We start from the raw sequence: 24,832 nt of genomic DNA, 5'->3' as shown, positions 1-24,832 counted from the left end.
CCCCGCCCCCTGTCACGGCTTGACCCTGACACCGTGTGAGGCCGTTCCGTAGGAGTCGTCATGTTCACCATCGGAGACTTCGCCCGGCACGGGCGGGTGTCGGTCCGCATGCTGCGCCACTACGACGCCATCGGACTGCTGCGCCCGGCCCATGTCGACCCGCACAGCGGCTACCGCCACTACGAGGCGGACCAGCTCGCCCGGCTCAACCGCGTCATCGCGCTCAAGGAACTCGGCTTCACCCTCGAACAGGTGGGGTCGATCCTCGACGAGCAGCTCGGCGCGGACGAGCTGCGCGGGATGCTGAGGCTGCGCCAGGCCGAGCTGGAGACGGCCCTGGCGGAGGCGGCGGGACGGCTGGCCCAGGTCGGCGCGCGGCTCCGAGCCATCGAGAGCGAGGGACACATGTCCACGCAGGACGTCGTCATCAAGAAGGTTCCGCCGGTCCGCCTGGCCGAGCTGAGCGCGCCGGCCGCGGGGTTCGGCCCCGAGGACATCGGCCCGGTCATCCAGCCCCTGTACGAGGAGCTGTGCGGCCTGCTGGAGCGCGCCGGCGTCACCGGGTTCGGCCCGGGGATCGCGTACTACGAGGACGCGGGCGCGGGCGACGGCTCGATCGTCGTGCACGCCGGGATGACCGTCCCGGCCGGCGCGACGGCGGACGGGGTCGACTTCGTCGTCCTGCCCGGCCTGGAGGAGGCGGCGACCGTGGTGCACCGGGGCCCGATGGACGCCCTCCTGCCGACCGTCCAGACCCTGGCCACCTGGATCGACGCCAACGGCTACCGCTCGACGGGCTACGCCCGCGAGCTGTACCTGGAGTGCCCCGAGGACCGCGCCGGCTGGGTGACGGAACTCCAGGAGCCGGTCGCCCGCGCCTGACCTGTCGGCCGGGAAGTCACAAGACACCCCAGGCACGACTCAGTGCGCGCTTCAGCCGGAGCGCGCGCCGGGCCAGCCGGCGGACCCGGGGGTGCCGGGGGACCGGGAGGCCGCCCGGCAGGCCCAGGACGGTGAGGCGGCGGCGCGTGACGTAGGCGCGGGTCCGTTCGCCGAGCGGACCCGACAGCTGACGCACCGCCGCCTCCCGCAGGTCCGGCCTGATCCTCGGCTGCATCGCGAAACCGACCGCCGCGATCAGGCCGGCCGGCGGGGCGGTGGACGGCGGGGCGGGGACGCCGTTCCCGTCGGCCGCCTCCAGGTCCGGCACCAGCGCGTCGACGAGGACGAGCGGCACGCGGTTGCTGTTCTGGAACGGGGTCAGCCGGTCCAGCAGGGTCCGCGTGCCCACCCGGGCCACCGGGATCCCGTAGAAGGCGCGGGCGGTCATCAGGGCCGTGGAGAAGCAGCCGACGACCAGCGCCGGCCGCGGTTCCCGGTAGAGCACCTCGGCGAGCACGGGCCGGTCGTCCACGGTCAGCGTGGCGCCGAGCCGCTCGGCCTCCCGGGCCAGGGCCCGGGTCCAGGCGTCGGGCGCCGTCGGATGCGGCTTGAAGACGAGCCGCCGGTGCCCGCGGGCCACCGCGCCGCGCACCATCCGCAGATGCAGCTCCTCCTCCTCGGCGGGCGTGAGCAGGGACAGGGCCGCCAGGTACTGGCCGAGCAGCAGCGCCGGCGCCTCCCGCCCCATGCCGTCGTCCCGCGCCCCGCCCCGCGCGCCGGCCGCCGACTCGGCGAGCACCTTGGTGAACGCCTCCGTCGGCACCACCACCGGCTCCGCCCCGAACTCCGCGAGCAGCAGCGGCGTGAGCCCCGGCACCAGGTCGAGATGGAGCAGGCGCCGGACCCGCTCGCCCACCAGCGGATCGAGCTTGTCGCGGGTGGGGCCGTAGCTCATCAGCCCGTCCGCGTACACGTCCAGGGCCGCGTCCGGGAACAGCCGGGCGACCGTCAGGGCGGGCGTCACCTGCACCGATTCCACGGCCAGTTCGATCCGGTCGTCGCCGAGCCCCCACAGCCGCCGCAGATGCCGCTCCAGCAGGGGCAGGTCGTCCGGTCGCGGCGTCCAGCCGGAGGGATGGAGGGGGGAGACGGCCTCGTTCCAGGACAGCACGGAGTCGAAACGCCCGCGCAGCGCCTCGAAGCCCGGCATCCGGTCCAGGGACGGCGTGGTCTCCGGCACGGCCGCGTTGTTGGCCACCAGCAGCAGCCGGCGGTCGGCCGGTCCGAAGCAGCCGCTGTCCAGCGCGGCGGCCAGTGTCGTCGCGCCGTACAGGGTGGACGCGTAGAAGATCTGGGTGGTCCTCACGCGGCGGCCCCCGCTCCCGCCGTGCGGACGGCGCGCGCCGGGACGAGGACCCCGGTGCCCCGGCGGCGGCGCAGCCTGCGCAGGACGGCGGCGCGCTCCTCGTCCATCGAGGACAGCGCCTCACCGAGCACGTCCTGCGGCATCCGCCGCAGCGCCGCGGTACTCATCGCCCGCAATTCCCTCGCCACCGCCGGTTCGAATCGCGAGATATTGCCGACGTGATGGGAAATGAGCGCGCAATAGGTGCGGACGGCTTTCGGAAGCAGTCGTCCGGCATCTCGGTCGTTCGCGGTTTCGTCGATCACCTGGTCGAATGCGCGAATGAAATCCAGCTGCCGCACGTCGCCGATCTGCGTCAGTGACGTGGACACTCCGCGCCGGTAGAAGAGACCCAGTGTGCTCACCGCCGCGAAGGACTCCGCCTCCCGGTGCAGCCGCCAGATCCACGGCCGGTCCTCGGCCGTCCTCAGCCCCGGCGTGAAGTGCAGCAGCCCGCGGTCCAGCAGTCGCCGGTGGTAGATCCCGGCCCAGGCGTACGGATAGTCCACCGACGTGGTCCGGTCGGCCGGCAGGATCGCGTCCCGCGGGCGCAGGACCTCGCCGCGCCGCCCGATCGGCGCGCGGCGGACGGTGCGGGTCCGGCCGGTGCAGCGGACGTGGTCGGTGCGCAGGAAGTCGCAGTCCAGCGCCTCCATGGCGGCGACCAGCCGGTCGTAGAAGCCGGGGGCCAGCCAGTCGTCGCCGTCCAGGAAGGCGAGGTAGCGGCCGCGTGCCGCGTCCAGCCCCGTGTTGCGGGCGGTCGCCAGGCCCTCGTTGCGGGCGTGTCCGATCAGGACGGCCCCCGGGATCTCGCGGGCCGCCCGTTCGAGGAGCGCCGGGGTGCCGTCCGTCGAGCAGTCGTCGACGAGCAGGAACTCGAAGTCCTCGCGGGCGTTGGCGCGCAGGCTGGTGAGGGTGTCCGGGGCGTATGTCTGCACGTTGAAGAACGGCACGACGACGGAGAGCTTGACCACGCGGCCGACGCTAGGCGCCGCCCCGGCATTCGTTCTGGCCGGCAGAGGGATGTCCGGTGAACACGAGGCGGCGGAGTGCTTAAGCACCCCCGATCCCGGCCTTTTTCAGAAGTCGTCACAGTCCTGTTCACCCTTTGTTGTGGAGCAGTTGGGCCGAGAACCGGAATGCCTCTCTAGCGTCCTCGACGTGCCAGCAAGTACCGAACAGGCGGTGCGCGTCGCCGTACTCGCCGATTCCGACACCCGGTGGAAATGGGGCGCGCTCACCGCCCGCCGCATCGCGGCCGCCGAGCCCACGGGATTCGTCCTGCGGGGCCGCGCCACCCCCACCGCACGCCAGCTCGCCGAGACCGGGGTGTCCACGACGCCCCCGCGCGAGGTGACCGGGGCGGAGTTCCTCCGCGAGGTGCGCGACGCGGCGGCCCGCGGGGAGGGATACGACGTCGTCGTCCTCGCCCTGGTCGGCGGCACCGTCCGCGCCGTCCTGCAGGGCCTGTCCGAACTCGCCCTGGAACGGCGGCCGGTGATCGTCACCGGTTACGTCGGCGTCGTCTACGAGAAGCTCGCCGACGGACTCCTGCTGCGCCACGGCGCGGACGTCGTCCTCGCCAACTCCCGGCACGACGCGGAGCGGTTCCGCGCGGTGTACGAGGGCGTGGGCGCCGACGCCTCCGCCGTCGTCGAGGCCGCGCTGCCCTTCCTCGGCGGTGCCCCCTACGCCCCCGAGGAGGGCCGGGACACCCTCGTCTTCGCCGCCCAGCCCTCGGTCCCGGCGACCCGCGCCGAGCGCGTCTACCTGCTGCGCCGCCTCATCGGCCACGCCCGGCAGCACCCGGGGCGCGAGGTGCTCCTCAAGCTCCGCTCCAAGCCCGGCGAGCACACCACGCACCTGGAGGAGCTGCCGTACCAGCGGCTGGTGCGCGATCTCGCCGCCCCGCCCAACTTCCGCCTCGTGTACGGGCACATGGGCGAGGTCCTGGACCGTACGGACCTGCTGGTCACCGTCTCCTCGACGGCCGCGCTCGAAGCGCTGCACCGGCGCGTCCCCACCGCCGTCCTCACCGACCTCGGTGTACGCGAGGCGCTCGGCAACCACCACTTCGTCGGCTCGGGGCTGCTGACCTCCTTCGAGCGGCTCGACGCCGACGTGCGCCCGAAGCCGGACGAGGAGTGGCTCGACCGCCAGGGCGTCGCCGCGGGGGGAGACGCGTACGCCTCCGCCTTCGACGCTGCCCGGGAGCGGGTCGCCGAGCTGCTCGCCCGCCCGGCGCTGCCCCCGGTCGCGCCCTACTACACCGCGGACACGGCCCCCGGATATCTGCCCGGGATCCTCGCCCGCCACCGCCTCGACGTCGACACGCCGGAAGCCCGCCCCGGCGGACTGCGGCGGATCGTCCGCGAGGCGGCCCGGGGCGCCTACCGCCACGGCGTGCAGCGCGTCGCCCCCGTCATCCGCCGCCTGGGAGAACTCTGATGACCGCCGCCCCCACCGTGCTCGCCGTGATCCCCGCCAGGGGAGGCTCCAAGGGCGTGCCCGCCAAGAACCTGGCCCCGGTGGCCGGGCTCCCGCTCGTCGCCCGCACCGTGCGCGCCTGCCGCGGCGCCCGGCTGGTCACCGACGTCGTCGTCTCCACGGACGACGCGGAGATCGCGACGGCCGCCCGCGCGGCCGGCGCCGAGGCCGTGCGCCGGCCGGCCGCCCTCGCCGGCGACACCGCCACCAGCGAGTCCGCGGTGCTGCACGCGATGGACGCCTTCGAGGCCACCCACGGCCGCACGGTCGACGTGGTCCTCCTGGTCCAGTGCACCAGCCCCTTCCTCACCCCGGACGAGGTGAGCGGAGCCGTCGAGCGGATCCTCTCGGGCGAGGCCGCCACGGCCCTCACCGTCGCCCCGAGCCACGGCTTCCTCTGGCGGGAGTCCGAGGGCGGCGCCACCGGCGTCAACCACGACAAGGCGCACCGCCCCCGCCGTCAGGACCGGGAGCCCGAGTACCTGGAGACCGGCGCCGTCTACGCGATGGACGCCGGGGGCTTCCGCACCCACCGGCACCGCTTCTTCGGGCACACCGCGCTCGTCGTCACGGACCCCGCCCGGGTCCTGGAGATCGACGACCCACACGACCTCGCCCGCGCCCGGGCGCTCGCGCCCCTGCTCGACACCCCGGCCACCCCCCGCCTCGACGACGTCGACGCGATCGTCCTGGACTTCGACGGCACCCAGACCGACGACCGGGTCCACATCGACGCCGACGGACGCGAGTTCGTCTCCGTCCACCGCGGCGACGGCCTCGGCATCGCCGCCCTGCGCCGCGCCGGTGTCCCGCTCCTGATCCTGTCCAGCGAGCAGAACCCGGTCGTCGCCGCCCGCGCGCGCAAGCTCCGGATCCCCGTCCTGCACGGCGTCGACCGCAAGGACCTCGCCCTCAAGCAGTGGTGCGAGGAGCAGCGGATCGACCCCCAGCGCGTGCTCTACGCCGGCAACGACGTCAACGACCTGCCCTGCTTCCACCTCGTCGGCTGGCCCGTCGCGGTGGGCAGCGCCCACGACTCCGTACGGGCCGCCGCCCGTGCGGTCACCGTCACCCCCGGCGGCTCCGGAGCCATCCGCGAGATCGCCGCCTGGCTCCTCGGCCCCGAGCTCCACACCACCGACTCCTAAGGAACGGCACCCCCATGAACACCCGAATCCGCACCCTCGGCAACAAGACCGCCGGCCCAGGCCACTCCGTCTACGTCACCGGCGAGATCGGGATCAACCACAACGGCGACCTGGAGAACGCCCTCGCGCTCGTCGACGTCGCCGCCGACGCCGGCTGCGACGCGGTGAAGTTCCAGAAGCGCACGCCGGAGATCTGCACCCCGCGCGACCAGTGGGACGTCGAGCGGGACACCCCGTGGGGCCGCATGACGTACATCGACTACCGCCACCGCGTCGAGTTCGGCGAGGACGAGTACCGCGCCATCGACGAGCACTGCCGCGAGCGCGGCATCGACTGGTTCGCCTCCCCGTGGGACACCGAGGCCGTCGCCTTCCTGGAGAAGTTCGACGTGCCGGCCCACAAGGTCGCCTCGGCCTCGCTGACCGACGACGAGCTGCTCCGCGCGCTGCGCGCCACCGGCCGGACGGTGATCCTGTCGACGGGGATGTCGACCCCGAGGCAGATCCGGCACGCCGTCGAGGTCCTGGGCAGCGACAACATCCTGCTGTGCCACGCCACGTCGACGTACCCCGCCAAGGCCGAGGAGCTCAACCTCCGGGTGATCGACACGCTCAAGGAGGAGTACCCGAACGTCCCGATCGGCTACTCCGGCCACGAGACCGGCCTCCAGACCACGCTGGCCGCGGTCGCCCTGGGCGCCACCTTCGTCGAGCGGCACATCACCCTCGACCGGGCCATGTGGGGCTCCGACCAGGCCGCCTCCGTCGAGCCGCAGGGCCTGCAGCGTCTGGTCCGCGACATCCGCACGATCGAGGCCGCGCTCGGCGACGGGGTCAAGAAGGTCTACGACTCCGAGCTCGGCCCGATGAAGAAGCTCCGCCGGGTCCAGGGCCTCGTCGCCGCATGACCGGCCGGCTGGCGTTCGTCGAGAGCCCGGTCCAGCTCCTGAACGTCCTGGAATGGGCCCATGCCCAGGTCACGGGTGCCCCCGGCACCCCCGTCGCCCCGGGACCGTCCGGCGCGGCCCCGCGCGGGCTCGCCGCGGTCCCGGGGCCGCGCACCCCGGGCCGTACGGCCGGCGGCTCCCCGGCCGACGGGGACCTCACCGTCGTCGTGCTCTCGCCGACCGACCCCATGTCGCGCGGCCAGCTGCGCCGGATGGCGCAGCTGGCCCGGGACGAGGGCTTCACCGTGCGCTGGCAGGAGGCGCGGGGCGGACGCGGCTCGCTGCCGCGGACCCTGCGTGACCTCGCGCCGCTGCTGCGGGCGGCGGAGCGGATCATCGTGGGGGACCCGTTCTCCCGCTACGTGCAGCTGCTGCTGACCCTGTTCGGCCCGCAGCACCTGACGGTCGTGGACGACGGCACCGCCACCATGGAGTTCGCCGCCCAGCTGGCGCGGGGCGAGCGCCTGGTGCGCTGGCACCGGCGCGGCGGCCTCGGCCCGCGCGAGCTCGTGCTCGCCCCGGTCTCCGCCCTCGCCCGGCGCAGGCTCGCCCCCGGCCGCCGCCGCACGGTCGAGATCTTCACCTCGCTGCCGGTCGACCCGCCCGAGGGCACCACCGTCACCCCGCACACCTTCGCCTGGACCCGGGCCCGCTTCGGTCCGCCCCGCCTGACGCGCGGCGCCGACCTGGTGGGGACCTCGCTGGTCGAGACGGGTGTCGTCGACCCCGACCGGTACGTCCGGGCGGTCGCCGACCTGGCCCGCGCCCACGGCGCCACCCGCTATTTCGCCCACCGCCGGGAGAGCACCGACAAGCTGCACCGGATCGCCGTCGAGACGGGCCTGGAGATCGTGCGCCCGGACCTGCCGCTGGAGCTGATCGCCCGGCGCGGCCCGATCGGCCGTACCGTCGTGAGCTTCCCCTCCACCGTCGTGCACACCCTCCCGCTCGCCCTCGCGGACACGGGCGTGAAGGTGGCCGTGTGCGCGATCGCGCCGGAGTGGCTGCGGGAGAACGTCTCGGCCCGCGCGCAGGGCTTCCTGTCGGGCGTCGCGGGGACGGCGGCCCACGAGGTCGACCGGCTCACGGCGTGCGCCGGGCCCTCGGTCGAACGGCTCGAATTCGGGTGAGCTTACCCACAAGGGATGGTCGTCATGCCTCGTGAACCGACTTTCTTTCCCCTAACGGGCTGAACTTTTCGTGATCAACGGGCAGTTGATCTCTCTGGGGGCCTACCCTTCAAAAGGTGAACCAGTTGAAGTCCCGTGAGCCCGACTCCGTCGTCCTGCCCGGAAAGCTGTCCACGACCCTGCGTGCCGAACTGATTGCGTTCCGCAGGGACTTGCACATGCACCCCGAGCTCGGCAACCAGGAGTTCCGTACCACCGCAGCGCTCAAGGCCCGCCTGGAGGCGGCCGGACTCGCGCCCAAGGTACTCGCGACGGGCACCGGACTTCTCTGTGACATCGGCACCTGGGACGGCCTGCGGCCCATGCTGGCGATCCGGGCCGACATCGACGCCCTGCCCATTCCCGACGTCAAGACGGTCGCGTACCGCTCCACCGTGCCCAACCGCGCGCACGCCTGCGGCCACGACGTCCACACCACGACCGTCCTCGGCGCCGGCCTGGTGCTCGCCGCGCTCGACCGTCAGGGCCTGCTCCCCCACGCGGTGCGGCTGATCTTCCAGCCCGCCGAGGAGGTGCTGCCCGGGGGCGCCACCGACGCCATCGAGTCCGGCGTGCTGGACGGCGTCGGCCGGATCATCGCCGTGCACTGCGACCCGAAGGTGGACGCCGGGCGGATCGGGCTGCGCCCCGGCCCCATCACCTCCGCCTGCGACCGGCTGGAGGTCACCCTCGACGGGCCCGGCGGCCACACGGCCCGCCCGCACCTGACCACGGACCTGGTCACGGCCGCCGCCCGGGTGGCCGTCGACGTCCCCGCCCTCCTCGCCCGCCGGGTGGACGCCCGCTCCGGCCTCGCCGTCACCTGGGGCCGGATCGAGGCGGGCCACGCCTGCAACGTCATCCCCCAGCACGCCGAGCTGTCCGGCACGGTCCGCTGCCTCGACCTGCCCGGCTGGCGGGACGCCCCCGACCTGGTGCACGCCGCGATCGACGAGGTCGCGGCCCTGCATCACGCCAAGTCGACGGTGAACTACGTCCGCGGGGTGCCGCCGGTCGTCAACGACCCGGTGATCACCGAACTGCTCCGCGACGCGATGACGGCCCGGCGCGGACCGTATGCGATCGAGGACACCGAGCAGAGCCTGGGCGGCGAGGACTTCTCCTGGTACCTCGAGCACGTCCCGGGCGCCATGGCCCGCCTGGGCGTCCGGGTCCCGGGCGACACGACGCGCCGGGACCTGCACTGCGGGGACTTCGACGTCGACGAGCACGCCATCGAGGTCGGAGTGGAGCTCTTCACCGCCGCGGCCCTGCTGGACGCCGCGCCGACACGCTGAGCAGGACGGCCCCGGAAGCCGGAGCCGGGTCCGTGACGGGCCCGTTCCGGCCTCCGGGGCCGTCCCGTGGCCGCCGCGGCGCGGGTCACCCGTCCGGGCCAGCGGCCCCGCGTGTCCCCGCCCGTACCGCCCTCGAACGCCCGTACGCGGGTGTATAACCGGCTCTGCGGGGGCGGACGCCGCGGATCGTCGCTCTGGCTGGTTCGCGACGATCCGATAACGACTCATGAACGGGTCTTTAACTGACATCTACGCGCGTTACGATCCACGCGAAACCAGCGCCGGAAGAGGCGCTTTCGGTCAGTCTCGAAGGGACCCTCCTCTTGCGCCGGGTATCCAAGATCGTTTCCGCGTCCATCGCGACCGCGGCCCTCGCTCTCACCGCCACCGCTTGTGGTGAGTCGTCCACCGAGTCCGGATCCGACTCGGACAGCATCAAGGTCGGCATGGCGTACGACGTCGGCGGCCGTGGTGACAACTCGTTCAACGACTCCGCCGCCCGTGGCCTCGACAAGGCCAAGGCCGACCTCGGTGTCGAGACCAAGGAGCTCACCGCCAAGACCGGTGAGACCCCGGCCGACCGCGAGCAGCGCCTCACCTCCCTCGCCGAGGGCGGCTTCAACCCGGTCATCGGTGTCGGCTTCGCCTACAAGGACGCCATCGACAAGGTCGCCGCGAAGTTCCCGAAGACCACCTTCGGCCTCGTCGACTCGGTCTCCGACGTGAAGAACGTCGACTCGATCGTCTTCACCGAGGAGCAGGGCTCGTACCTCGCCGGTGTCGCCGCCGCGCTGAAGTCCAAGGACGGCAAGATCGGCTTCATCGGCGGTGTCGACACCCCGCTGATCAAGAAGTTCGCCGCCGGCTTCCAGCAGGGTGTCAAGGACACCAAGCCGGACGCCTCGGTCACCATCCAGTACCTGTCCACCGGTACGGACTTCTCCGGCTTCGGCGCCCCGGACAAGGGCAAGGCCGCCGCCAAGGGCATGCTCGACAAGGGCATCGACGTCATCTACGCCGCCGCGGGCGGCTCGGGTGCCGGTGCCATCGAGGCCGTCGCCGCCAAGCCGGGCACCTGGGCGATCGGCGTCGACTCGGACCAGGCCAAGGACCCGGCCCTGTCCAAGTACGCTCCCTCGATCATGACCTCGATGGTCAAGAACGTCGACACGGGCGTCTTCGAGCTGATCAAGTCCGTCAAGGACGGCAAGCCGACGACCGGCACGCACGTCTACTCGCTGGCCGAGAACGGTGTCTCCCTGACCACCACGGGTGGCCACCTCGACGACATCCAGGCCAAGCTGGACGAGGCCAAGAAGAAGATCATCGACGGCCAGATCAAGGTCAACACGACCCTCTGACCTCCGTCGGACAGGGGCCCGGAGAGCGGCTTCGGCCGACACTCCGGGCCCCCTTCACACGTCTGCCCGCGGGCAGTTGAACGATTTTCCAAACGCTACGCGCGTAGCGTGCGCCGTACAGGGTATTTTTCGCCACCGACAGCGCCTGCGCACCGCCTCATCCCCTCCTCACGCTCCCTGCCTAGGAGAGTGCGTCATCAAAGCCTCCAGCCCCAGCAGTCCCAACGCCGTAGAACTCCGCGGCATCACCAAGCGTTTCCCCGGAGTCGTGGCCAACCACGACATCGACATCACCGTGCGCCGCGGCACCGTGCACGCCCTCGTGGGCGAGAACGGCGCGGGCAAGTCGACCCTGATGAAGATCCTGTACGGCATGCAGAAGCCGGACGAGGGCACCATCACGGTCGACGGCGAGCTGGTGACGTTCAACAGCCCCGGCGATGCCATCACCCGCGGTGTCGGCATGGTGCACCAGCACTTCATGCTGGCGGACAACCTCACGGTCCTCGAGAACGTCGTCCTCGGCTCCGAGAAGCTGTACGGGATCGGCGACAAGGCCCGCGCCAAGATCAAGGAGATCTCCGGCGCGTACGGCCTCGGCGTCCGCCCCGACGTGCTCGTCGAGGACCTCGGTGTGGCCGACCGCCAGCGCGTGGAGATCCTCAAGGTCCTCTACCGCGGCGCCCGCACCCTGATCCTCGACGAGCCGACCGCCGTGCTCGTCCCGCAGGAGGTCGACGCGCTCTTCGACAACCTGCGCGAGCTCAAGGCGGAGGGCCTGACGGTCATCTTCATCTCGCACAAGCTGGGCGAGGTCCTGTCGGTCGCCGACGAGATCACCGTCATCCGCCGCGGCACCACGGTCGGCACCGCCGACCCGAAGGCCACCACGACCAAGCAGCTCGCCGAGCTCATGGTCGGCGCCGAGCTGCCCTCGCCGGAGACCCGCGAGTCGACGGTCACGGACGTCCCGATGCTGACGGTCCAGGACCTGTCGCTCAGCGCCGTCGACCCCGACGGCGTGGTCCGCGCGGTCCTCGGCGGCATCACCTTCACCATCCACAAGGGCGAGGTGCTCGGTATCGCCGGTGTCGAGGGCAACGGCCAGTCCGAGCTCGTCGACACGATCATGGGCATGCGCAACGCCGACCGGGGTGTCGTGACCCTCGACGGCGCCGACATCTCGTCCGCCCCGACGCGCAAGCGGCGCGAGGACGGCATCGGCTGCATCCCCGAGGACCGCCACCGGCACGGTCTGCTCCTGGAGGCCCCCCTCTGGGAGAACCGCATCCTCGGCCACGTCACCGAGAAGCCCAACTCCAAGGGCGCCATCCTCGACCTCAAGGCCGCCCGCAAGGACACCGAGCGGATCGTCCGCGAGTACGACGTCCGTACCCCCGGCATCGAGGTCACTGCGGCGTCCCTCTCCGGCGGCAACCAGCAGAAGCTGATCGTCGGCCGCGAGATGAGCCACGACCCCAAGCTGCTGATCGCCGCCCACCCCACCCGGGGCGTGGACGTCGGCGCGCAGGCGCAGATCTGGGACCAGATCCGGGCGGCCCGCCGGGAGGGCCTCGCGGTCCTGCTGATCTCCGCCGACCTGGACGAGCTGATCGGCCTCTCCGACACCCTGCGCGTGATGTACCGCGGGCGTCTGGTCGCCGACGCCGATCCGGCGACCATCACCCCGGAGGAGTTGGGCTCGGCCATGACCGGCGCCGCCGCCGGCCACCTTGAGCACCCTGAGAGCCCTGAGGGCACCGACGGCCCGGAGGACGAGGCCCGATGAAGAAGTTCGACAAGGAGCGGCTGCTCCTCGGCATCGCGGCCCCGCTGCTCGCGATCGTCGCCGCCTTCCTGATCACCGCCCTGGTGCTCGCGGCCACCGGCAAGGAGCCGTTCAGCGCCTTCGGGATCATGTTCGACTACGGCGTCAAGTCGGACAGCCAGGTCTACATCATCAACAAGGCGACGACGTACTACCTGGCGGGCATCGCGGTGGCCATCGGCTTCCGCATGAACCTGTTCAACATCGGTGTCGACGGCCAGTACCGTCTCGCGGCGTTCTTCGCCGCCGCCGTCGGCGGGGCGCTGACCCTGCCGGGCATCGTGCAGATCCCGCTGATCATCATCACCGCGATGATCGTCGGCGCCATGTGGGCGGGCATCGCCGGTGTCCTCAAGACCACCCGGGGTGTCAGCGAGGTCGTCTCCACGATCATGCTGAACTTCATCGCGACCGCGATCATCGGCTACCTGCTCCAGCCCGGCCGCCTCGGCCACCTGGACGCGGCCGGTACGAAGGTCGCGACGACCCCGCTGCCGGAGTCCTCGCACTTCTTCGAGTTCCCGACCACGCCGACCCCGATCTACGGCTTCGTCGTCGTCGCGGTCATCGCGGGCGTCGGGTACTGGTTCACGCTCTCCCGCACCCGCTTCGGCTTCGACCTGCGCACCGTCGGCCAGTCCGACACGGCGGCCGCGGCCTCCGGCGTCAACGTCAAGCGGATGGTCGTCACCTCCATGCTGATCTCCGGCGCCATGGCCGGTCTGATCGGCATGCCGACCCTGCTCAACGACTCGTACGAGTTCGGCGGCGACTTCCCCGTCGGCATCGGCTTCACCGGCATCGCCATCGCCCTGCTGGGCCGCAACCACCCGATCGGCATCGCGCTCGCCGCGATCCTCTGGGGCTTCCTGGAGCGCGGCGGCCAGCAGCTGGAGTTCGAGGACTACGACCGGGAGATCGTCGGCGTCATGCAGGGCGTCATCGTCCTCTGCGTCGTCATCGCCTACGAACTCGTCCGCCGCTACGGCATCAAGCGCCAGCAGCGTCAGGTCGGCGAGAAGCTCGCGGCCCAGGCCCGTTCCAACAACTCGACGGAGGTGTCGGCGTGAGCGCCACGGCGACTTCCACCCCGCCGCCCGCCGCGAAGGCGGCCGGTGGCAAGGGCGGCCGCACCCGCCTCTCCCTGCCCTGGATCCTGCTGATCGTCGCGGGCGGGCTCATCGCCCTCTCCGCCGTCCGGGCCATCACCGGCGCGCAGGACCTCACCTCGGCCGGCCAGATCGGCGCCGCCCTCTCCCTCGCCGTGCCGATCGGTCTCGCCGGTCTCGGCGGTCTGTGGGCCGAGCGCGCGGGCGTGGTCAACATCGGCCTCGAAGGCATGATGATCCTCGGCACCTTCTTCGGTGCCTGGGCCGGCTGGCAGACCAGCCCGTGGCTCGGCATCCTCGCCGGCATCCTGGGCGGCATGCTCGGCGGTCTGCTGCACGCGGTCGCCACCGTCACCTTCGGTGTCGACCACATCATCTCCGGTATCGCGATCAACATCCTGGCGGTCGGCTTCACCACCTACTTCGCCAAGCTGTGGTTCAACGCCGGTGAGGCGGCGGCGAAGGGCGGCAGCCCCAAGCAGTCCCCGCCGGCCGAGGAGATCACCTCGGTCACGGTCCCGGGCCTGTCCGACTGGCTGGCCGACATCGAGAAGCACCACTGGTTCCTGGTCTCGGACATCGCCGGCATCCTCGGCGGCCTGGTCACCAACGTCTCGGTGGTCACGATCATCGCCGTCCTGCTGGTGATCGGTACGTTCTTCGTGCTGTGGAAGACCGCGTTCGGTCTGCGCCTGCGCTCCTGCGGCGAGAACCCGATCGCCGCCGAGTCCCTCGGCGTCAACGTCTACAAGTACAAGTACATCGCCGTGATCGTCTCCGGCGGTATGGCCGGTCTCGGCGGCGCCTTCCTGTCGCTGGTCACCTCGCACATCTACAACGAGGGCCAGACCGGTGGCCGTGGCTACATCGGCCTCGCCGCGATGATCTTCGGCAACTGGCGGCCGGGCGGTCTCGCCATGGGCGCCGGCCTGTTCGGCTTCGCCGACGCCCTCCAGCTGCGCAGCGGCGGCGAGTCCGTGCACGCGCTGCTCCTGCTGCTCTTCGCGGTGCTCGTCGCGATCGCGGCCTGGAAGGCGTACAAGAAGCGCTGGATCACCTCCTCGATCGCCACCGTCATCGGTGTCGGCGTGTTCATCTGGTACCTCGGCACCGAGACGGTCCCGGTCGAGTTCGTCAGCGCCACGCCGTACGTGGTGACCCTGCTGGTGCTGTCGCTCTCCGCGCAGCGTCTGCGGATGCCCAAGGCGGACGGCATGCGCTACCGCAAGGGCGAGGGCAAGTGACCACGCCCGTGACCGAGGCGGACTGGGACGCCCTGCGCGAGGCGGCCCGGGACGCGATGTCCCGGGCGTACGCCCCGTACTCGGGCTACCCGGTCGGCGTGGCCGCGCGGGTCGACGACGGGCGCACCGTCACCGGCTGCAACGTCGAGAACGCCTCGTACGGCCTCGGCCTGTGCGCCGAGTGCGGGCTGGTCTCGCAGCTGCAGGCGACCGGTGGCGGCCGGCTGACGCACTTCGTGTGCGTGGACGGCAAGGGCGAGGCCCTGGTGCCCTGCGGGCGCTGCCGGCAGCTGCTGTACGAGTTCGGCGGCCCCGCGCTCGTCCTGGAGACCCCGGCCGGGCGGCTGACGCTGGCCGAGATGCTCCCGCAGGCGTTCGGCCCCGAGCACCTCGCCAGGTAAGACCCGAGAGCGGCCCTTCCGGCACGATGGGAGGGCCGCTCCTCCTTTCCCCTTCTATGCGCGTAGAAAGAGGCACCACATGGACGTCATCTCCGTCATCCGTACCAAGCGGGACAAGGGTGAGCTGAGCCCGGAGCAGATCGACTGGGTCATCGACGCCTACACCCGCGGCGAGGTCGCCGACGAGCAGATGTCGGCCCTGGCCATGGCGATCCTGCTGAACGGCATGAACCGCGGCGAGATCGCCCGCTGGACCGCCGCGATGATCGCGTCGGGCGAGCGGATGGACTTCTCCTCGCTGTCCCGTCCCACCGCGGACAAGCACTCCACCGGTGGCGTCGGCGACAAGATCACCCTCCCGCTGGCCCCGCTCGTCGCCGCCTGCGGCGCGGCCGTGCCGCAGCTGTCCGGCCGGGGCCTCGGCCACACCGGCGGCACGCTGGACAAGCTGGAGTCGATCCCCGGCTGGCGGGCGCTGCTCTCCAACGAGGAGATGCTGCACGTGCTGGACACCACCGGCGCGGTGATCTGCGCGGCGGGCGACGGCCTCGCCCCGGCGGACAAGAAGCTCTACGCGCTGCGCGACGTCACCGGCACGGTCGAGGCGATCCCGCTGATCGCCTCCTCGATCATGTCGAAGAAGATCGCCGAGGGCACCGGCTCGCTCGTCCTGGACGTGAAGGTCGGCACCGGTGCGTTCATGAAGACCATCGAGGACGCGCGCGAGCTCGCCTCCACCATGGTCGGCCTCGGCACCGACAGCGGCGTGCGGACCGTGGCCCTGCTCACCGACATGTCGACCCCGCTCGGCCTCACGGCGGGCAACGCGCTCGAGGTGCGGGAGTCCGTCGAGGTGCTGGCGGGCGGCGGCCCGGCGGACGTCGTCGAGCTGACCGTCGCGCTCGCGCGCGAGATGCTCGACGCGGCCGGCGTCAAGGACGCGGACCCGGCGAAGGCGCTGGCCGACGGCTCGGCGATGGACGTCTGGCGCCGCATGATCGCGGCCCAGGGCGGCGACCCGGACGCGACCCTCCCGGTCGCCCGCGAGCAGCACGTCGTGACGGCCCCGTCCTCGGGCGTCCTCACCCGTCTGGACGCCTACGGTGTCGGCGTCGCCGCCTGGCGCCTCGGCGCCGGCCGCGCCCGCAAGGAGGACCCGGTCCAGGCGGGCGCGGGCGTCGAGCTGCACGCCAAGCCCGGCGACACGGTCACCGCGGGCCAGCCGCTGCTGACCCTGCACACGGACACCCCGGAGAAGTTCGACTACGCGCTGAAGTCCCTGGAGGGCGCGTGGGACGTGTCCCCCGCGGGCACGGCGTTCACCTCGAACCCGATCGTCCTCGACCGCATCGCGTAAGGACGGTCCCGCGGCCGTGCGGGGGCGGTGGATCCCACCGGCCCGCACGGTGCCGAGGGCGGGGCGCGATGAGTTCCGGCCGCGGTGGGGGTCTTCCTGACGTGGACACCACTCGACCGATCGTTCTCACCCTCGCCGGACGCGTCACCCCGGCCGACGTGCCCCGGCTCTGCGCCGAGCTGGCGGACGTCCCGCCCGGGCGGGACGTCGTGTGCGAGGTCGGCGCCCTCACGTCCGCCGACCTCGCCGCCGTCGACGCCCTGGCCCGTCTGAGACTGGCCGCCGGACGCCTCGGCCACCGGCTCCGGTACCAGGGCGCCGGACCGGAGCTGACGCTCCTCCTGGACCTGGTCGGGCTGGCGGAGGAACTGCTCTGATCAGGCCTCCAGCCGCTCCGGCAGGCCGAACAGCGGGAACCAGCGCTTGGTGTCCAGGAAGAACGTCATCTCGCCGATCTTCCCGTCCGACAGCTCCAGGACGATCAGTGCCCACGGGGAGTACCCGCCGGCCGGGTCCGGGTGGTACTGCGCGAAGGCCGGCGAGCCGTTCGCCACGGTCGGCACCAGCTTCGAGCCCGAGCAGACCTCGCCGACGCCGAGCATCCATCCGACGATGTCGTCGTGGCCGCGCAGCCACAGGTCGTACGGCGGCATGGACATCGTCGCGTCCTCGTGGAGGAGGGCGGTCAGCGCCTTCATGTCATAGCCCTCGAAGGCGGCGACGTAGCGCTCCAGGAGCTCCTTCTGGTCCTCGTCCAGCGGGTCCACGGTGTCCGAGGCCGTCGGTTCGTTCTCGGCGAGCGTCGCCCGCGCGCGCTGGAGCGCGCTGTTGACCGAGGCGACGGTGGAGCCGAGCAGTTCGGCCACCTCGCTCGCCTTCCAGGCCAGCACCTCGCGCAGGATCAGTACCGCCCGCTGCTTGGGCGGGAGGTGCTGCAGCGCCGCCACGAACGCCAGCCGCACGGTCTCGCGGGACACCGCCGTCTCCGCCGGGTCGGCGACGGACGGCAGGACCCGCCCGTCCGGCACCGGCTCCAGCCAGGTGATCTCCGGCCGTGCGTTCAGCTGGGCCTGGGCGACCGGGGTGGCGGCCGTCAGGTCCATCGGGCGAGCCCGGCGGTTGCCCGCGTTGAGCGAGTCCAGGCAGACGTTGGTCGCGATGCGGTAGAGCCAGGAGCGCAGGGACGAGCGTCCCTCGAAGGAGTCGATGGACCGCCAGGCCCGCACCATCGTGTCCTGGACGGCGTCCTCCGCCTCGAAGGCGGAGCCGAGCATCCGGTAGCAGTAACCGGTCAGCTCCGTGCGGTACTTCTCCAGCCGGGAGTCCAGCGCCTCGGTGTCGTTGGTCGCCACGACGTCACTCATCCGTCCACCCCACTCGCCCCTCACCGGCGCCCGTCCGGTGCCGGTGAGGGGAAGCTATCGCAGGGGACCGACAGTCCGGGTCAGGTTCCCGGCTTGCGCCCGTAGATGTACACGTCGTCACCGTTGCGCAGCAGGTTCCAGTACGCCTTGGCGTCGGCCTGCCGCATGTTGACGCAGCCGCCCGAACCCGGCGGGTTCCACATGGACTTGGTCGTGGAGTGGAAGGCCTGCCCGCCGTCGAAGAACTGCGAGTAGGGCATGCTCACGTGGTAGAGCGTCGACCAGTGGTTGATGCTGCGCCAGTAGATCTTCTTCGACCCCGTGCGCGTCTCGGTGCCGTTCTTGCCCGTACGCACCGGTACCGGCCCGTACTTGAGGCGCGAGCCGTCCTGGATCCAGCTCAGCTGCCGCGTCAGGTCCACACAGGCGATCCGCCCCCGGTTGGTCGGGCACTTGCCCGCCCGGTTGGGGTTCGTGCCGGCCGCCTTCTGCGCCAGCATCGTGTTCATCGTCCGCCAGGTCAGCGGCCCGGCGAACCCCTGGGTGGGGGTGATGCCGTGCTTGCGCTGGAAGGTCTGGATGGCCAGACAGTCCGCCCGTGACTGCCGGCCGTCCACCGGGCGGCCGAGGAACTTCTCGACCTGCTTCTGGTACGGCCCGGTCGTCACGTTGCAGGAGGCCGCCTGTGCCGGTGCGGCGCCCAGGGCGACCGTCAGCGGCACCACCATCGAGGTGATGCCGAGGACGATCCCGGCCCGCTTGCGTATGGCTCTCATGATCACCAACTCCCCGTCGATTCCTATCGCTTAGGACGAGCGGGGGAGCGGTGCGGTTGTACGGGTCCCGGAGGAAATCAGCAGGAGGCGCGGACCCGGAGCCGGCCCGCCTCGGCGCGGGCCGCCGTCCGCGCGCTGTGGCTGCCGTAGAGGGTGACCGACACGACGCCGAGGACCGCCACCAGACCCAGCAGGACCGTGCCGGCCCAGCCGCCCGCGTGGAAGGCGATCGCACCGAGCGTGCCGCCCGCGCTGCTGCCCAGGTAGTACGCGGACTGGTAGAGCGCCGAGGCCTGCGCGCGGCCGGTCTTGGCGGTGCGGCTCACCGAGGAGGAGGCGACCGCGTGTCCGGCGAAGAAGCCGGCCGTGATCAGGACCAGGCCGAGCAGGACGGCGGCCAGGACGTCGGCCAGGGAGAGGCACAGCCCGGCCGCCGTCGTCCCGACGGCCAGGTAGAGCGCCCCGCGGCGGCCGAGCCGGCCGACCAGCCGGCCCGCGGCGGCGGAGGAGACCGTGCCGACGAGGTAGACCAGGAAGACCGAGCCGATCACGCCCTGCGGGAGGGAGAACGGCGCCTCGGCGAGGCGGTAGCCGATCACGGTGTAGACCGCGCCGAAGACCGTCATGAACAGCGCGCCGATCACGTACAGGCGCAGCAGCAGCGGGTCGGCGAGATGGGCGACGACGGCCGAGGCCAGCGCCTTGGGGTTGAGCGAACCGGGCGTGAAGTGCCGGGCCTTGGGGATCAGCAGGCGGAAGGCCACCGCGCTGACGGCCGCCATCAGACCGACCGCGAGCAGCCCCGCGCGCCAGCCCCACGCCTGCGCCGCCCAGCCGGTCACGATCCGGCCGCTCATGCCGCCGATGGAGTTGCCCGCGACGAACAGCCCGATCGCGGCGATCAGCGCCTTCGGCCGGACCTCCTCGGCCAGGAACGCCATCGCCGAGGCCGGCAGGCCGGCGAGGGCCGCGCCCTGCACCGCGCGCAGCGCGACCAGCCACTCCAGGTTCGGCGCGAACGGAACGAGCAGTCCGACGGCGACGGCGACCGCGAGAGAGGCGGTCATCATCGTGCGCCGGCCGAAACGCTCCGAGAACGCGCTCAGCGGCAGCACGCACAGCGCCAGTGCGCCGGTGGCGGCGGAGACCGTCCAGGAGGCGGCGGAGGCGGTGGCGCCGAACTCCGCCGAGATGGCGGGGAGCAGGGCCTGGGTGGAGTAGAGGAGGGCGAAGGCGGCCAGTCCGGCGGCGAAGAGCGCGAAGCTCATGCGGCGGTGGCCGGGGGCGCCGGGGGCGAGGCGGGTGTCGGCGGCCGGGTGCGTGGCGGCCGCCTTGGTACTGGCGGAAGGCATGCCTCGAACGTAGGCCGCCGGCTTTCATGCGTCCAATGCACGGAACTGCTGTAATCGTTCCCATGGTGCATGAGTACAGGTCACAGGCTCGCCTGTCACCGAACAGTAACGAAGAAGACATGGGACTGCTGCTCGCGCCGCGGCTCGCGTACTTCGCGGCGGTGGCCCGCCACGAACACGTGACCAGGGCCGCCGCCGAGATGGGGGTGCCGCAGTCGACGCTCTCCCGGGCGATGGTCCGGCTCGAACAGGACCTGGGCGTCTCCCTCTTCGCCCGCCGGGGGCGCACCGTCTCGCTGACTCCCGCCGGACGGACCTTCCTGCGTTCGGCGGAGCGGGCGCTCGCGGAGGTGGAGCGGGCCGCCGACTCCGTCCGGGCCGACGCGGACCCGGCGGCCGGGCGGGTCGCCTTCGGCTTCCTGCACACCATGGGCTCGGAGACCGTCCCCGGGCTCATCCGCGCCTTCCGGGTCGACCACCCGCGGGTCAGGTTCACCCTCGTGCAGAACTACGGCGAGGCGATGATCGAGCGCCTGCGGGCCGGAGACCTCGACCTCTGCCTGACCTCCCCGGTCCCCGACGCCCCCGACCTGGTGGCGCGCCGCATCGACGAGCAGCGGCTGCGCCTGGTCGTCCCGGACGACCACCGGCTCGCCGGGCGCAAGCGCGTCCGGCTGGCGGAGGCGGCCGACGAGACCTTCGTGACCCTGGAGCCCGGCTACGGCCTGCGCCGCATCACCGACGACCTGTGCGCCGAGGCCGGCTTCACCCCGCGCGTCGCCTTCGAGGGCGAGGAGGCCGAGACCCTGCGCGGCCTGGTGGCGGCCGGCCTCGGGGTCGCCCTGCTGCCCCCGCCGGCCGTCCCGCGTCCGGGCGTCGTGGAACTCGGCGTCACGGCCCCGCGCGCCGTCCGCGAGATCGGTGTCGCCTGGCTGGACGGGCACCCGGACACGGCGCCGGTGGCGGCCTTCAAGAAGTTCCTGCTGAGCAAGCGGGGCAGCCTGCTGCCGGACTGACCCGCCGGACTGACCCGCCGGACTGACCCGCCGGGCTCCCCGTGCGGGGCCCGGGCCCGCCCCGCCGGACGTCCCCGGTCGGGGCGCCCGGCGCGGCCCCGTCAGCGGCCCGGCGCGCTGCCGAAGCCCGCCGCCAGGGGCATCCGCAGCCCGAGGGGCGGTGGGGCCGCCAGGGCGTCGGCGACGGGGCGGGCGTAGGGGCGGGCGAAGAGCGAGCCGAGGACGAAGTCGGCGGCCAGCGCGTGGACTTCGTCGCGGTACTGGCGCAGCGCGTGGCCGTCCGAGTGGACCTCGAAGCGGCAGACGTCGCGGTTGGACTTCTTGGCCCGCTCCGCCAGGCGGTACGACAGCTCCGGATCCGTCCGGGCGTCGTTGGTGCCGTGCACGATCAGCACCCGGCGCCCCAGCAGGTGCCGCACCGGCTCCGGCTCGGCCGCCACGTCCTCCTCCGGCAGCCAGGGAGCCAGGGCGAGGACGGCGTCGACCGCGGGGTCCTCCGCCGCCCGCAGGGCCGCGCGGGCGCCCATCCCGTGGCCCGCCAGGCAGATCGGCACGTCGCCGTAGCGCCGTACCGCCTCCGTCACCGCCCAGGAGGCGTCCGCGGCCGGCTGGGCGTCCGAACCGTTCCAGCCCCGCCCGCGGTAGTGCACCACGTGGGCGACCAGCCCCTCCGCGTGCCCGGCCCTGGCCAGCCGCCGTCCCAGGGGCAGTGCCGCGGCGTGGGCGCGGACCGAGGGACCCCGCCCCGACACCGCCTCGCCGTCCGGCAGGAGCAGCACCACCCCGCCCACCGCCGTGACCGAAGGAGAGATTCCGACGGGCCGTCCGAGCCGGGGTGTCCGGGATCTCCGGATGCCGGCCGTCCCCACGAGTGCGTAGTACGCCATGACGGAACAGTCTCAGAAGCCGAGGTGTACGCCATCCGTACGCGCGGTCACTGTTACGTATCGACGTCTCCTGCCGACAAGTGGAGGGAGAGGGGGCGATCTACGCGCGTAGGCGCTAGAGTGCCGAAATGACGAGCCAGATCCCGAACGCCCCCACCGCGGACCAGATCCGCCGTGCCCCGAAGGTGCTCCTGCACGACCACCTCGACGGCGGACTGCGCCCCGGCACGATCGTCGAACTCGCGGCCGCCCGGGGCTACGACCAACTCCCCGAGACCGAGCCCGACAAGCTCGGCATCTGGTTCCGCGAGGCCGCGGACTCCGGCTCGCTGGAGCGCTACCTGGAGACCTTCGCGCACACGTGCGCCGTCATGCAGACGCGCGAGGCCCTCGTCCGCGTCGCCGCCGAGTGCGCGGTCGACCTCGCCGAGGACGGTGTCGTCTACGCGGAGGTGCGCTACGCCCCCGAGCAGCACCTGGAGGCCGGGCTCACCCTCGAAGAGGTCGTCGAGGCCGTCAACGAGGGCTTCCGGGAGGGCGAGCGCCGGGCCAGGGCCAACGGCCACCGCATCCGCGTCGGCGCCCTCCTGACCGCGATGCGGCACGCGGCCCGGGCGCTGGAGATCGCCGAACTCGCCAACTCCTACCGTGACTCCGGAGTCGTCGGCTTCGACATCGCGGGCGCCGAGGCCGGCTACCCGCCCACCCGCCACCTCGACGCCTTCGAGTACCTCAAGCGGGAGAACAACCACTTCACGATCCACGCCGGCGAGGCCTTCGGGCTTCCGTCGATCTGGCAGGCGCTCCAGTGGTGCGGCGCCGACCGGCTCGGCCACGGTGTCCGCATCATCGACGACATCGAGGTGGCGGACGACGGGTCGGTGCAGCTGGGCCGGCTCGCCGCGTACGTCCGGGACAAGCGCATCCCGCTGGAGATGTGCCCGACCTCCAACCTCCAGACCGGTGCCGCCGCCTCCTACGTCGAGCACCCCATCGGCCTGCTGCGCAAGCTGCACTTCCGGGCCACCGTCAACACCGACAACCGGCTGATGAGCGGGACCAGCATGAGCCGCGAATTCGAGCTGCTGGTCGAGGCGTTCGACTACACGCTCGACGACATGGCGTGGTTCACCGTCAACGCGATGAAGTCGGCGTTCATTCCTTTCGATGAACGGCTGGCCATGATCAACGACGTGATCAAGCCCGGATATGCCGAGTTGAAGTCCGAATGGCTGTTCCAGCAGACCGCCACGACCAGCGATTCCTCCCGCCGGGCGGACTGATCCGAGGGATCTTCGCGGAAAACGGAGCGGCCGGGGAGCGTAACCCCCGGCCGCTTTGCAGTGTTTGCGGAAGTGTCATTCGCCGGCCGGTCTGCAGAGCCCCTCTGCATTCCCCGCGTCCCCGCCCTGCTCGATTCCCGAGATCCCAAGGATGATTTTCTGATGAAGCAGACTGCCGCCAAGAAGCTCGGTGTCGCCGCTCTCGGTGCCGCTTTCGCCGCTGCCGCCGCCGGCACGGCCTCCGCGGCCCCGGCCCTGCCCGCCGCCCCCGACGCGCTCGGCCTGGTCACCCAGGCCGTGCCGCTGGGCGACGGCCTCACCGAGCTCCCCGACGGTGCGGCCGAGTCCGTCCTCGCCGGCCAGGGCGCCGTCGGCACCAGCGTCGACCAGGGCGTCAAGACCCTCCCGGCCGCCGCCGGCCAGGCCACCCAGAGCCTCCCGCTCGACGCCGCCTCCGGCCCCCTCGCCAGCACCCCGGTCGGCGGCCTGCTCGGTGGCCTGCCGCTGAACGGCCTTCCGCTCGGCGGCTGACCACGGCCCCGCGGCATGCCCGAGGGGGCGCCCACCCGCACCGGGTGGGCGCCCCCTCGCGTTTCGTCCGCCGTCCGGGCCGGCTACCAGGCCGCGCTCGCCGGCTTCTCCGCCGGCAGCAGCAGCCACAGCGCCAGGTACAGCAGGAACTGCGGCCCGGGCAGCAGGCACGAGACGAGGAAGATGACCCGCATGGTGGTGGCCGAGGTGCCGAAGCGCCGTGCCAGCGCTGCGCACACTCCGCCGATCATGCGTCCGTCACGGGGGCGGGCAAGTGCGGCCATGGTGGGCTCCTTCGGAAGGTGTCTCCGGGAGCCGCTCCGTCGGGCTCCCGATGACTCCATACTCGCCGCGCACCGGGGGACAAAGCGTCGGTCTACGGGGCGATCCCGACCCTGGGAATCGTCGGGGTAGGTCCCTGAGCGTGCTCGTCCCGCAGCAGGGCGGAACCCCTGCCCCGCCTGGTCCCCGAGGAGGAGCGGCCGACGCCCGCGTCCCGCCGGCGGCGCAGCCGGGCCCGTCCCGCGGGCACCACGAACAGATGGGCCAGCGCCACCCCGGCCGTGTTCAGCAGCAGCGAGTCGATGTCGACGACCTGTCCCGGTACGGCGGTCTGCAGCAGTTCGACCGCCAGGGACACCAGCGCCCCCGCCGCCGCGGTCCGGGCCAGCGAGGCCCACGGCGACACGTGGAGCCGTCCGTCGGCCATCGGCAGGAGCACGCCGAGCGGGGCCAGGAGCAGCAGTCCCTCGCCGATCCGCCGGGCCGCCTCGGCCGGGCCCAGGGCCAGATCCGCCTTGATGCCGGCCAGGGGTGTCAGGTTCGGCGCCGTCACCCAGGCCACGTCGAGTGGGCGGAGCGCCACCCAGGCGACGAGCAGCAGATGCGCGAGGAGGAGGGCGAACCCCGCCACGCGTACGACCACGGCGGCGCTGCCGCCCGAACCTTGACGCTGCACGCCCCCCAAGACGCGTCATCGGAGGGAAT

24 protein-coding genes are annotated in these 24,832 nt (G+C 72.3%); 16 read left to right on the top strand and 8 right to left on the bottom strand.

The window, feature by feature from the left end; genetic code table 11:
• Positions 1-60 precede the first annotated feature (60 nt).
• The gene (locus ACGFZF_RS28410; RefSeq protein ID WP_393558682.1) at positions 61-882 is read left to right on the top strand and encodes a MerR family transcriptional regulator; all 822 of its coding nucleotides are present in this window, start codon (positions 61-63) and stop codon (positions 880-882) included.
• Between the two features lie 16 nt (positions 883-898).
• Here the strand turns inward: ACGFZF_RS28410 and ACGFZF_RS28405 are convergent, their stop codons facing one another.
• Entirely contained in the window at positions 899-2,248 is a 1,350-nt protein-coding gene (locus tag ACGFZF_RS28405; RefSeq protein WP_393558680.1) for an alpha-2,8-polysialyltransferase family protein, read from the bottom strand.
• Positions 2,245-3,261 carry a glycosyltransferase family 2 protein gene (locus tag ACGFZF_RS28400; RefSeq protein WP_393558678.1) on the bottom strand — a complete coding sequence of 339 codons (1,017 nt, stop codon included), beginning with the start codon at positions 3,259-3,261 and terminating at the stop codon, positions 2,245-2,247. Before ACGFZF_RS28400 ends, ACGFZF_RS28405 begins: the two co-directional genes overlap by 4 nt.
• Positions 3,262-3,448: 187 nt before the next feature.
• Between ACGFZF_RS28400 and ACGFZF_RS28395 the strand changes: the two genes are divergently transcribed.
• From ACGFZF_RS28395 to ACGFZF_RS28340, 12 genes are all read left to right on the top strand, one after another.
• Positions 3,449-4,735 (top strand): DUF6716 putative glycosyltransferase, encoded by a 1,287-nt coding sequence (locus ACGFZF_RS28395; protein ID WP_393558676.1) that lies wholly within the window; start codon positions 3,449-3,451, stop codon positions 4,733-4,735.
• The gene (locus ACGFZF_RS28390; RefSeq protein ID WP_393558674.1) at positions 4,735-5,922 is read left to right on the top strand and encodes a cytidylyltransferase domain-containing protein; all 1,188 of its coding nucleotides are present in this window, start codon (positions 4,735-4,737) and stop codon (positions 5,920-5,922) included. The genes ACGFZF_RS28395 and ACGFZF_RS28390 overlap by 1 nt, the downstream gene beginning before the upstream one ends.
• Before the next feature lie 14 nt (positions 5,923-5,936).
• On the top strand, positions 5,937-6,830 hold the full coding sequence (locus ACGFZF_RS28385; protein ID WP_393558672.1) for an N-acetylneuraminate synthase family protein: 894 nt from the start codon (positions 5,937-5,939) through the stop codon (positions 6,828-6,830).
• Positions 6,827-7,999: a hypothetical protein gene (locus ACGFZF_RS28380; RefSeq protein ID WP_393558670.1), complete on the top strand. Its 1,173-nt coding sequence runs from the start codon at positions 6,827-6,829 to the stop codon at positions 7,997-7,999. Before ACGFZF_RS28385 ends, ACGFZF_RS28380 begins: the two co-directional genes overlap by 4 nt.
• A gap of 116 nt (positions 8,000-8,115) precedes the next feature.
• The gene (locus tag ACGFZF_RS28375) at positions 8,116-9,336 is read left to right on the top strand and encodes an amidohydrolase (protein ID WP_393558668.1); all 1,221 of its coding nucleotides are present in this window, start codon (positions 8,116-8,118) and stop codon (positions 9,334-9,336) included.
• A gap of 323 nt (positions 9,337-9,659) precedes the next feature.
• On the top strand, positions 9,660-10,697 hold the full coding sequence (locus tag ACGFZF_RS28370) for a BMP family protein (protein ID WP_393558666.1): 1,038 nt from the start codon (positions 9,660-9,662) through the stop codon (positions 10,695-10,697).
• A 145-nt stretch (positions 10,698-10,842) separates the two neighbouring features.
• Positions 10,843-12,486, top strand: coding sequence for an ABC transporter ATP-binding protein (locus ACGFZF_RS28365; RefSeq protein ID WP_393558892.1), 1,644 nt, complete (start codon positions 10,843-10,845; stop codon positions 12,484-12,486).
• Entirely contained in the window at positions 12,483-13,595 is a 1,113-nt protein-coding gene (locus ACGFZF_RS28360; protein WP_393558664.1) for an ABC transporter permease, read from the top strand. The genes ACGFZF_RS28365 and ACGFZF_RS28360 overlap by 4 nt, the downstream gene beginning before the upstream one ends.
• Positions 13,592-14,878, top strand: coding sequence for an ABC transporter permease (locus ACGFZF_RS28355; RefSeq protein WP_393558662.1), 1,287 nt, complete (start codon positions 13,592-13,594; stop codon positions 14,876-14,878). Before ACGFZF_RS28360 ends, ACGFZF_RS28355 begins: the two co-directional genes overlap by 4 nt.
• On the top strand, positions 14,875-15,279 hold the full coding sequence (locus tag ACGFZF_RS28350) for a cytidine deaminase (RefSeq protein ID WP_393558660.1): 405 nt from the start codon (positions 14,875-14,877) through the stop codon (positions 15,277-15,279). Before ACGFZF_RS28355 ends, ACGFZF_RS28350 begins: the two co-directional genes overlap by 4 nt.
• A gap of 79 nt (positions 15,280-15,358) precedes the next feature.
• Positions 15,359-16,636 (top strand): thymidine phosphorylase, encoded by a 1,278-nt coding sequence (locus ACGFZF_RS28345; protein WP_393558658.1) that lies wholly within the window; start codon positions 15,359-15,361, stop codon positions 16,634-16,636.
• A 101-nt stretch (positions 16,637-16,737) separates the two neighbouring features.
• A complete protein-coding gene (locus tag ACGFZF_RS28340) occupies positions 16,738-17,013 on the top strand; it encodes an STAS domain-containing protein (protein ID WP_393558656.1) in 276 nt (91 codons plus the stop codon).
• Here the strand turns inward: ACGFZF_RS28340 and ACGFZF_RS28335 are convergent, their stop codons facing one another.
• From ACGFZF_RS28335 to ACGFZF_RS28325, 3 genes are all read right to left on the bottom strand, one after another.
• On the bottom strand, positions 17,014-18,000 hold the full coding sequence (locus tag ACGFZF_RS28335) for a sigma-70 family RNA polymerase sigma factor (protein WP_393558654.1): 987 nt from the start codon (positions 17,998-18,000) through the stop codon (positions 17,014-17,016). It lies immediately after the preceding gene.
• Positions 18,001-18,080: 80 nt separating this feature from the next.
• Positions 18,081-18,776: a L,D-transpeptidase family protein gene (locus ACGFZF_RS28330; RefSeq protein WP_393558652.1), complete on the bottom strand. Its 696-nt coding sequence runs from the start codon at positions 18,774-18,776 to the stop codon at positions 18,081-18,083.
• A 77-nt stretch (positions 18,777-18,853) separates the two neighbouring features.
• On the bottom strand, positions 18,854-20,128 hold the full coding sequence (locus ACGFZF_RS28325) for an MFS transporter (protein WP_393558650.1): 1,275 nt from the start codon (positions 20,126-20,128) through the stop codon (positions 18,854-18,856).
• Positions 20,129-20,190: 62 nt separating this feature from the next.
• Here ACGFZF_RS28325 and ACGFZF_RS28320 point away from each other — a divergent pair, with 62 nt between their 5' ends.
• The gene (locus ACGFZF_RS28320) at positions 20,191-21,144 is read left to right on the top strand and encodes a LysR family transcriptional regulator (RefSeq protein WP_393558648.1); all 954 of its coding nucleotides are present in this window, start codon (positions 20,191-20,193) and stop codon (positions 21,142-21,144) included.
• Between the two features lie 101 nt (positions 21,145-21,245).
• On the opposite strand, the gene ACGFZF_RS28315 is transcribed toward ACGFZF_RS28320, so the two are convergent.
• On the bottom strand, positions 21,246-22,031 hold the full coding sequence (locus ACGFZF_RS28315) for a dienelactone hydrolase family protein (RefSeq protein WP_393558646.1): 786 nt from the start codon (positions 22,029-22,031) through the stop codon (positions 21,246-21,248).
• Positions 22,032-22,159: 128 nt separating this feature from the next.
• Here ACGFZF_RS28315 and ACGFZF_RS28310 point away from each other — a divergent pair, with 128 nt between their 5' ends.
• Together ACGFZF_RS28310 and ACGFZF_RS28305 are read left to right on the top strand one after the other, a co-directional pair.
• Positions 22,160-23,314: an adenosine deaminase gene (locus tag ACGFZF_RS28310; RefSeq protein WP_393558644.1), complete on the top strand. Its 1,155-nt coding sequence runs from the start codon at positions 22,160-22,162 to the stop codon at positions 23,312-23,314.
• Positions 23,315-23,476: 162 nt separating this feature from the next.
• Positions 23,477-23,845 carry a hypothetical protein gene (locus tag ACGFZF_RS28305; protein WP_393558642.1) on the top strand — a complete coding sequence of 123 codons (369 nt, stop codon included), beginning with the start codon at positions 23,477-23,479 and terminating at the stop codon, positions 23,843-23,845.
• An 83-nt stretch (positions 23,846-23,928) separates the two neighbouring features.
• Here ACGFZF_RS28305 and ACGFZF_RS28300 read toward each other — a convergent pair whose 3' ends face one another.
• Together ACGFZF_RS28300 and ACGFZF_RS28295 are read right to left on the bottom strand one after the other, a co-directional pair.
• On the bottom strand, positions 23,929-24,129 hold the full coding sequence (locus tag ACGFZF_RS28300; protein WP_393558640.1) for a PspC domain-containing protein: 201 nt from the start codon (positions 24,127-24,129) through the stop codon (positions 23,929-23,931).
• Positions 24,130-24,221: 92 nt separating this feature from the next.
• A complete protein-coding gene (locus ACGFZF_RS28295; protein ID WP_393558638.1) occupies positions 24,222-24,803 on the bottom strand; it encodes a VanZ family protein in 582 nt (193 codons plus the stop codon).
• Positions 24,804-24,832 lie beyond the last annotated feature (29 nt).

Origin of the sequence: Streptomyces sp. NPDC048338 (assembly GCF_043201055.1) — a bacterium.
Classification (GTDB): domain Bacteria; phylum Actinomycetota; class Actinomycetes; order Streptomycetales; family Streptomycetaceae; genus Streptomyces.
Note: the sequence above shows the minus strand (reverse complement) of the source record. Positions and strands in the feature narration are given on the sequence as shown.

Bases quoted from the DNA above. Each gene is read 5' to 3' on its own strand.
- ACGFZF_RS28410 (WP_393558682.1), top strand. From the start codon at position 61: ATGTTCACCATCGGAGACTTCGCCCGGCACGGGCGGGTGTCGGTCCGC.
- ACGFZF_RS28390 (WP_393558674.1), top strand. From the start codon at position 4,735: ATGACCGCCGCCCCCACCGTGCTCGCCGTGATCCCCGCCAGGGGAGGC.
- ACGFZF_RS28385 (WP_393558672.1), top strand. From the start codon at position 5,937: ATGAACACCCGAATCCGCACCCTCGGCAACAAGACCGCCGGCCCAGGC.
- ACGFZF_RS28380 (WP_393558670.1), top strand. From the start codon at position 6,827: ATGACCGGCCGGCTGGCGTTCGTCGAGAGCCCGGTCCAGCTCCTGAAC.
- ACGFZF_RS28360 (WP_393558664.1), top strand. From the start codon at position 12,483: ATGAAGAAGTTCGACAAGGAGCGGCTGCTCCTCGGCATCGCGGCCCCG.
- ACGFZF_RS28345 (WP_393558658.1), top strand. From the start codon at position 15,359: ATGGACGTCATCTCCGTCATCCGTACCAAGCGGGACAAGGGTGAGCTG.
- ACGFZF_RS28335 (WP_393558654.1), bottom strand. From the start codon at position 18,000: ATGAGTGACGTCGTGGCGACCAACGACACCGAGGCGCTGGACTCCCGG.
- ACGFZF_RS28330 (WP_393558652.1), bottom strand. From the start codon at position 18,776: ATGAGAGCCATACGCAAGCGGGCCGGGATCGTCCTCGGCATCACCTCG.
- ACGFZF_RS28325 (WP_393558650.1), bottom strand. From the start codon at position 20,128: ATGCCTTCCGCCAGTACCAAGGCGGCCGCCACGCACCCGGCCGCCGAC.
- ACGFZF_RS28320 (WP_393558648.1), top strand. From the start codon at position 20,191: ATGGTGCATGAGTACAGGTCACAGGCTCGCCTGTCACCGAACAGTAAC.
- ACGFZF_RS28315 (WP_393558646.1), bottom strand. From the start codon at position 22,031: ATGGCGTACTACGCACTCGTGGGGACGGCCGGCATCCGGAGATCCCGG.
- ACGFZF_RS28310 (WP_393558644.1), top strand. From the start codon at position 22,160: ATGACGAGCCAGATCCCGAACGCCCCCACCGCGGACCAGATCCGCCGT.
- ACGFZF_RS28305 (WP_393558642.1), top strand. From the start codon at position 23,477: ATGAAGCAGACTGCCGCCAAGAAGCTCGGTGTCGCCGCTCTCGGTGCC.
- ACGFZF_RS28300 (WP_393558640.1), bottom strand. From the start codon at position 24,129: ATGGCCGCACTTGCCCGCCCCCGTGACGGACGCATGATCGGCGGAGTG.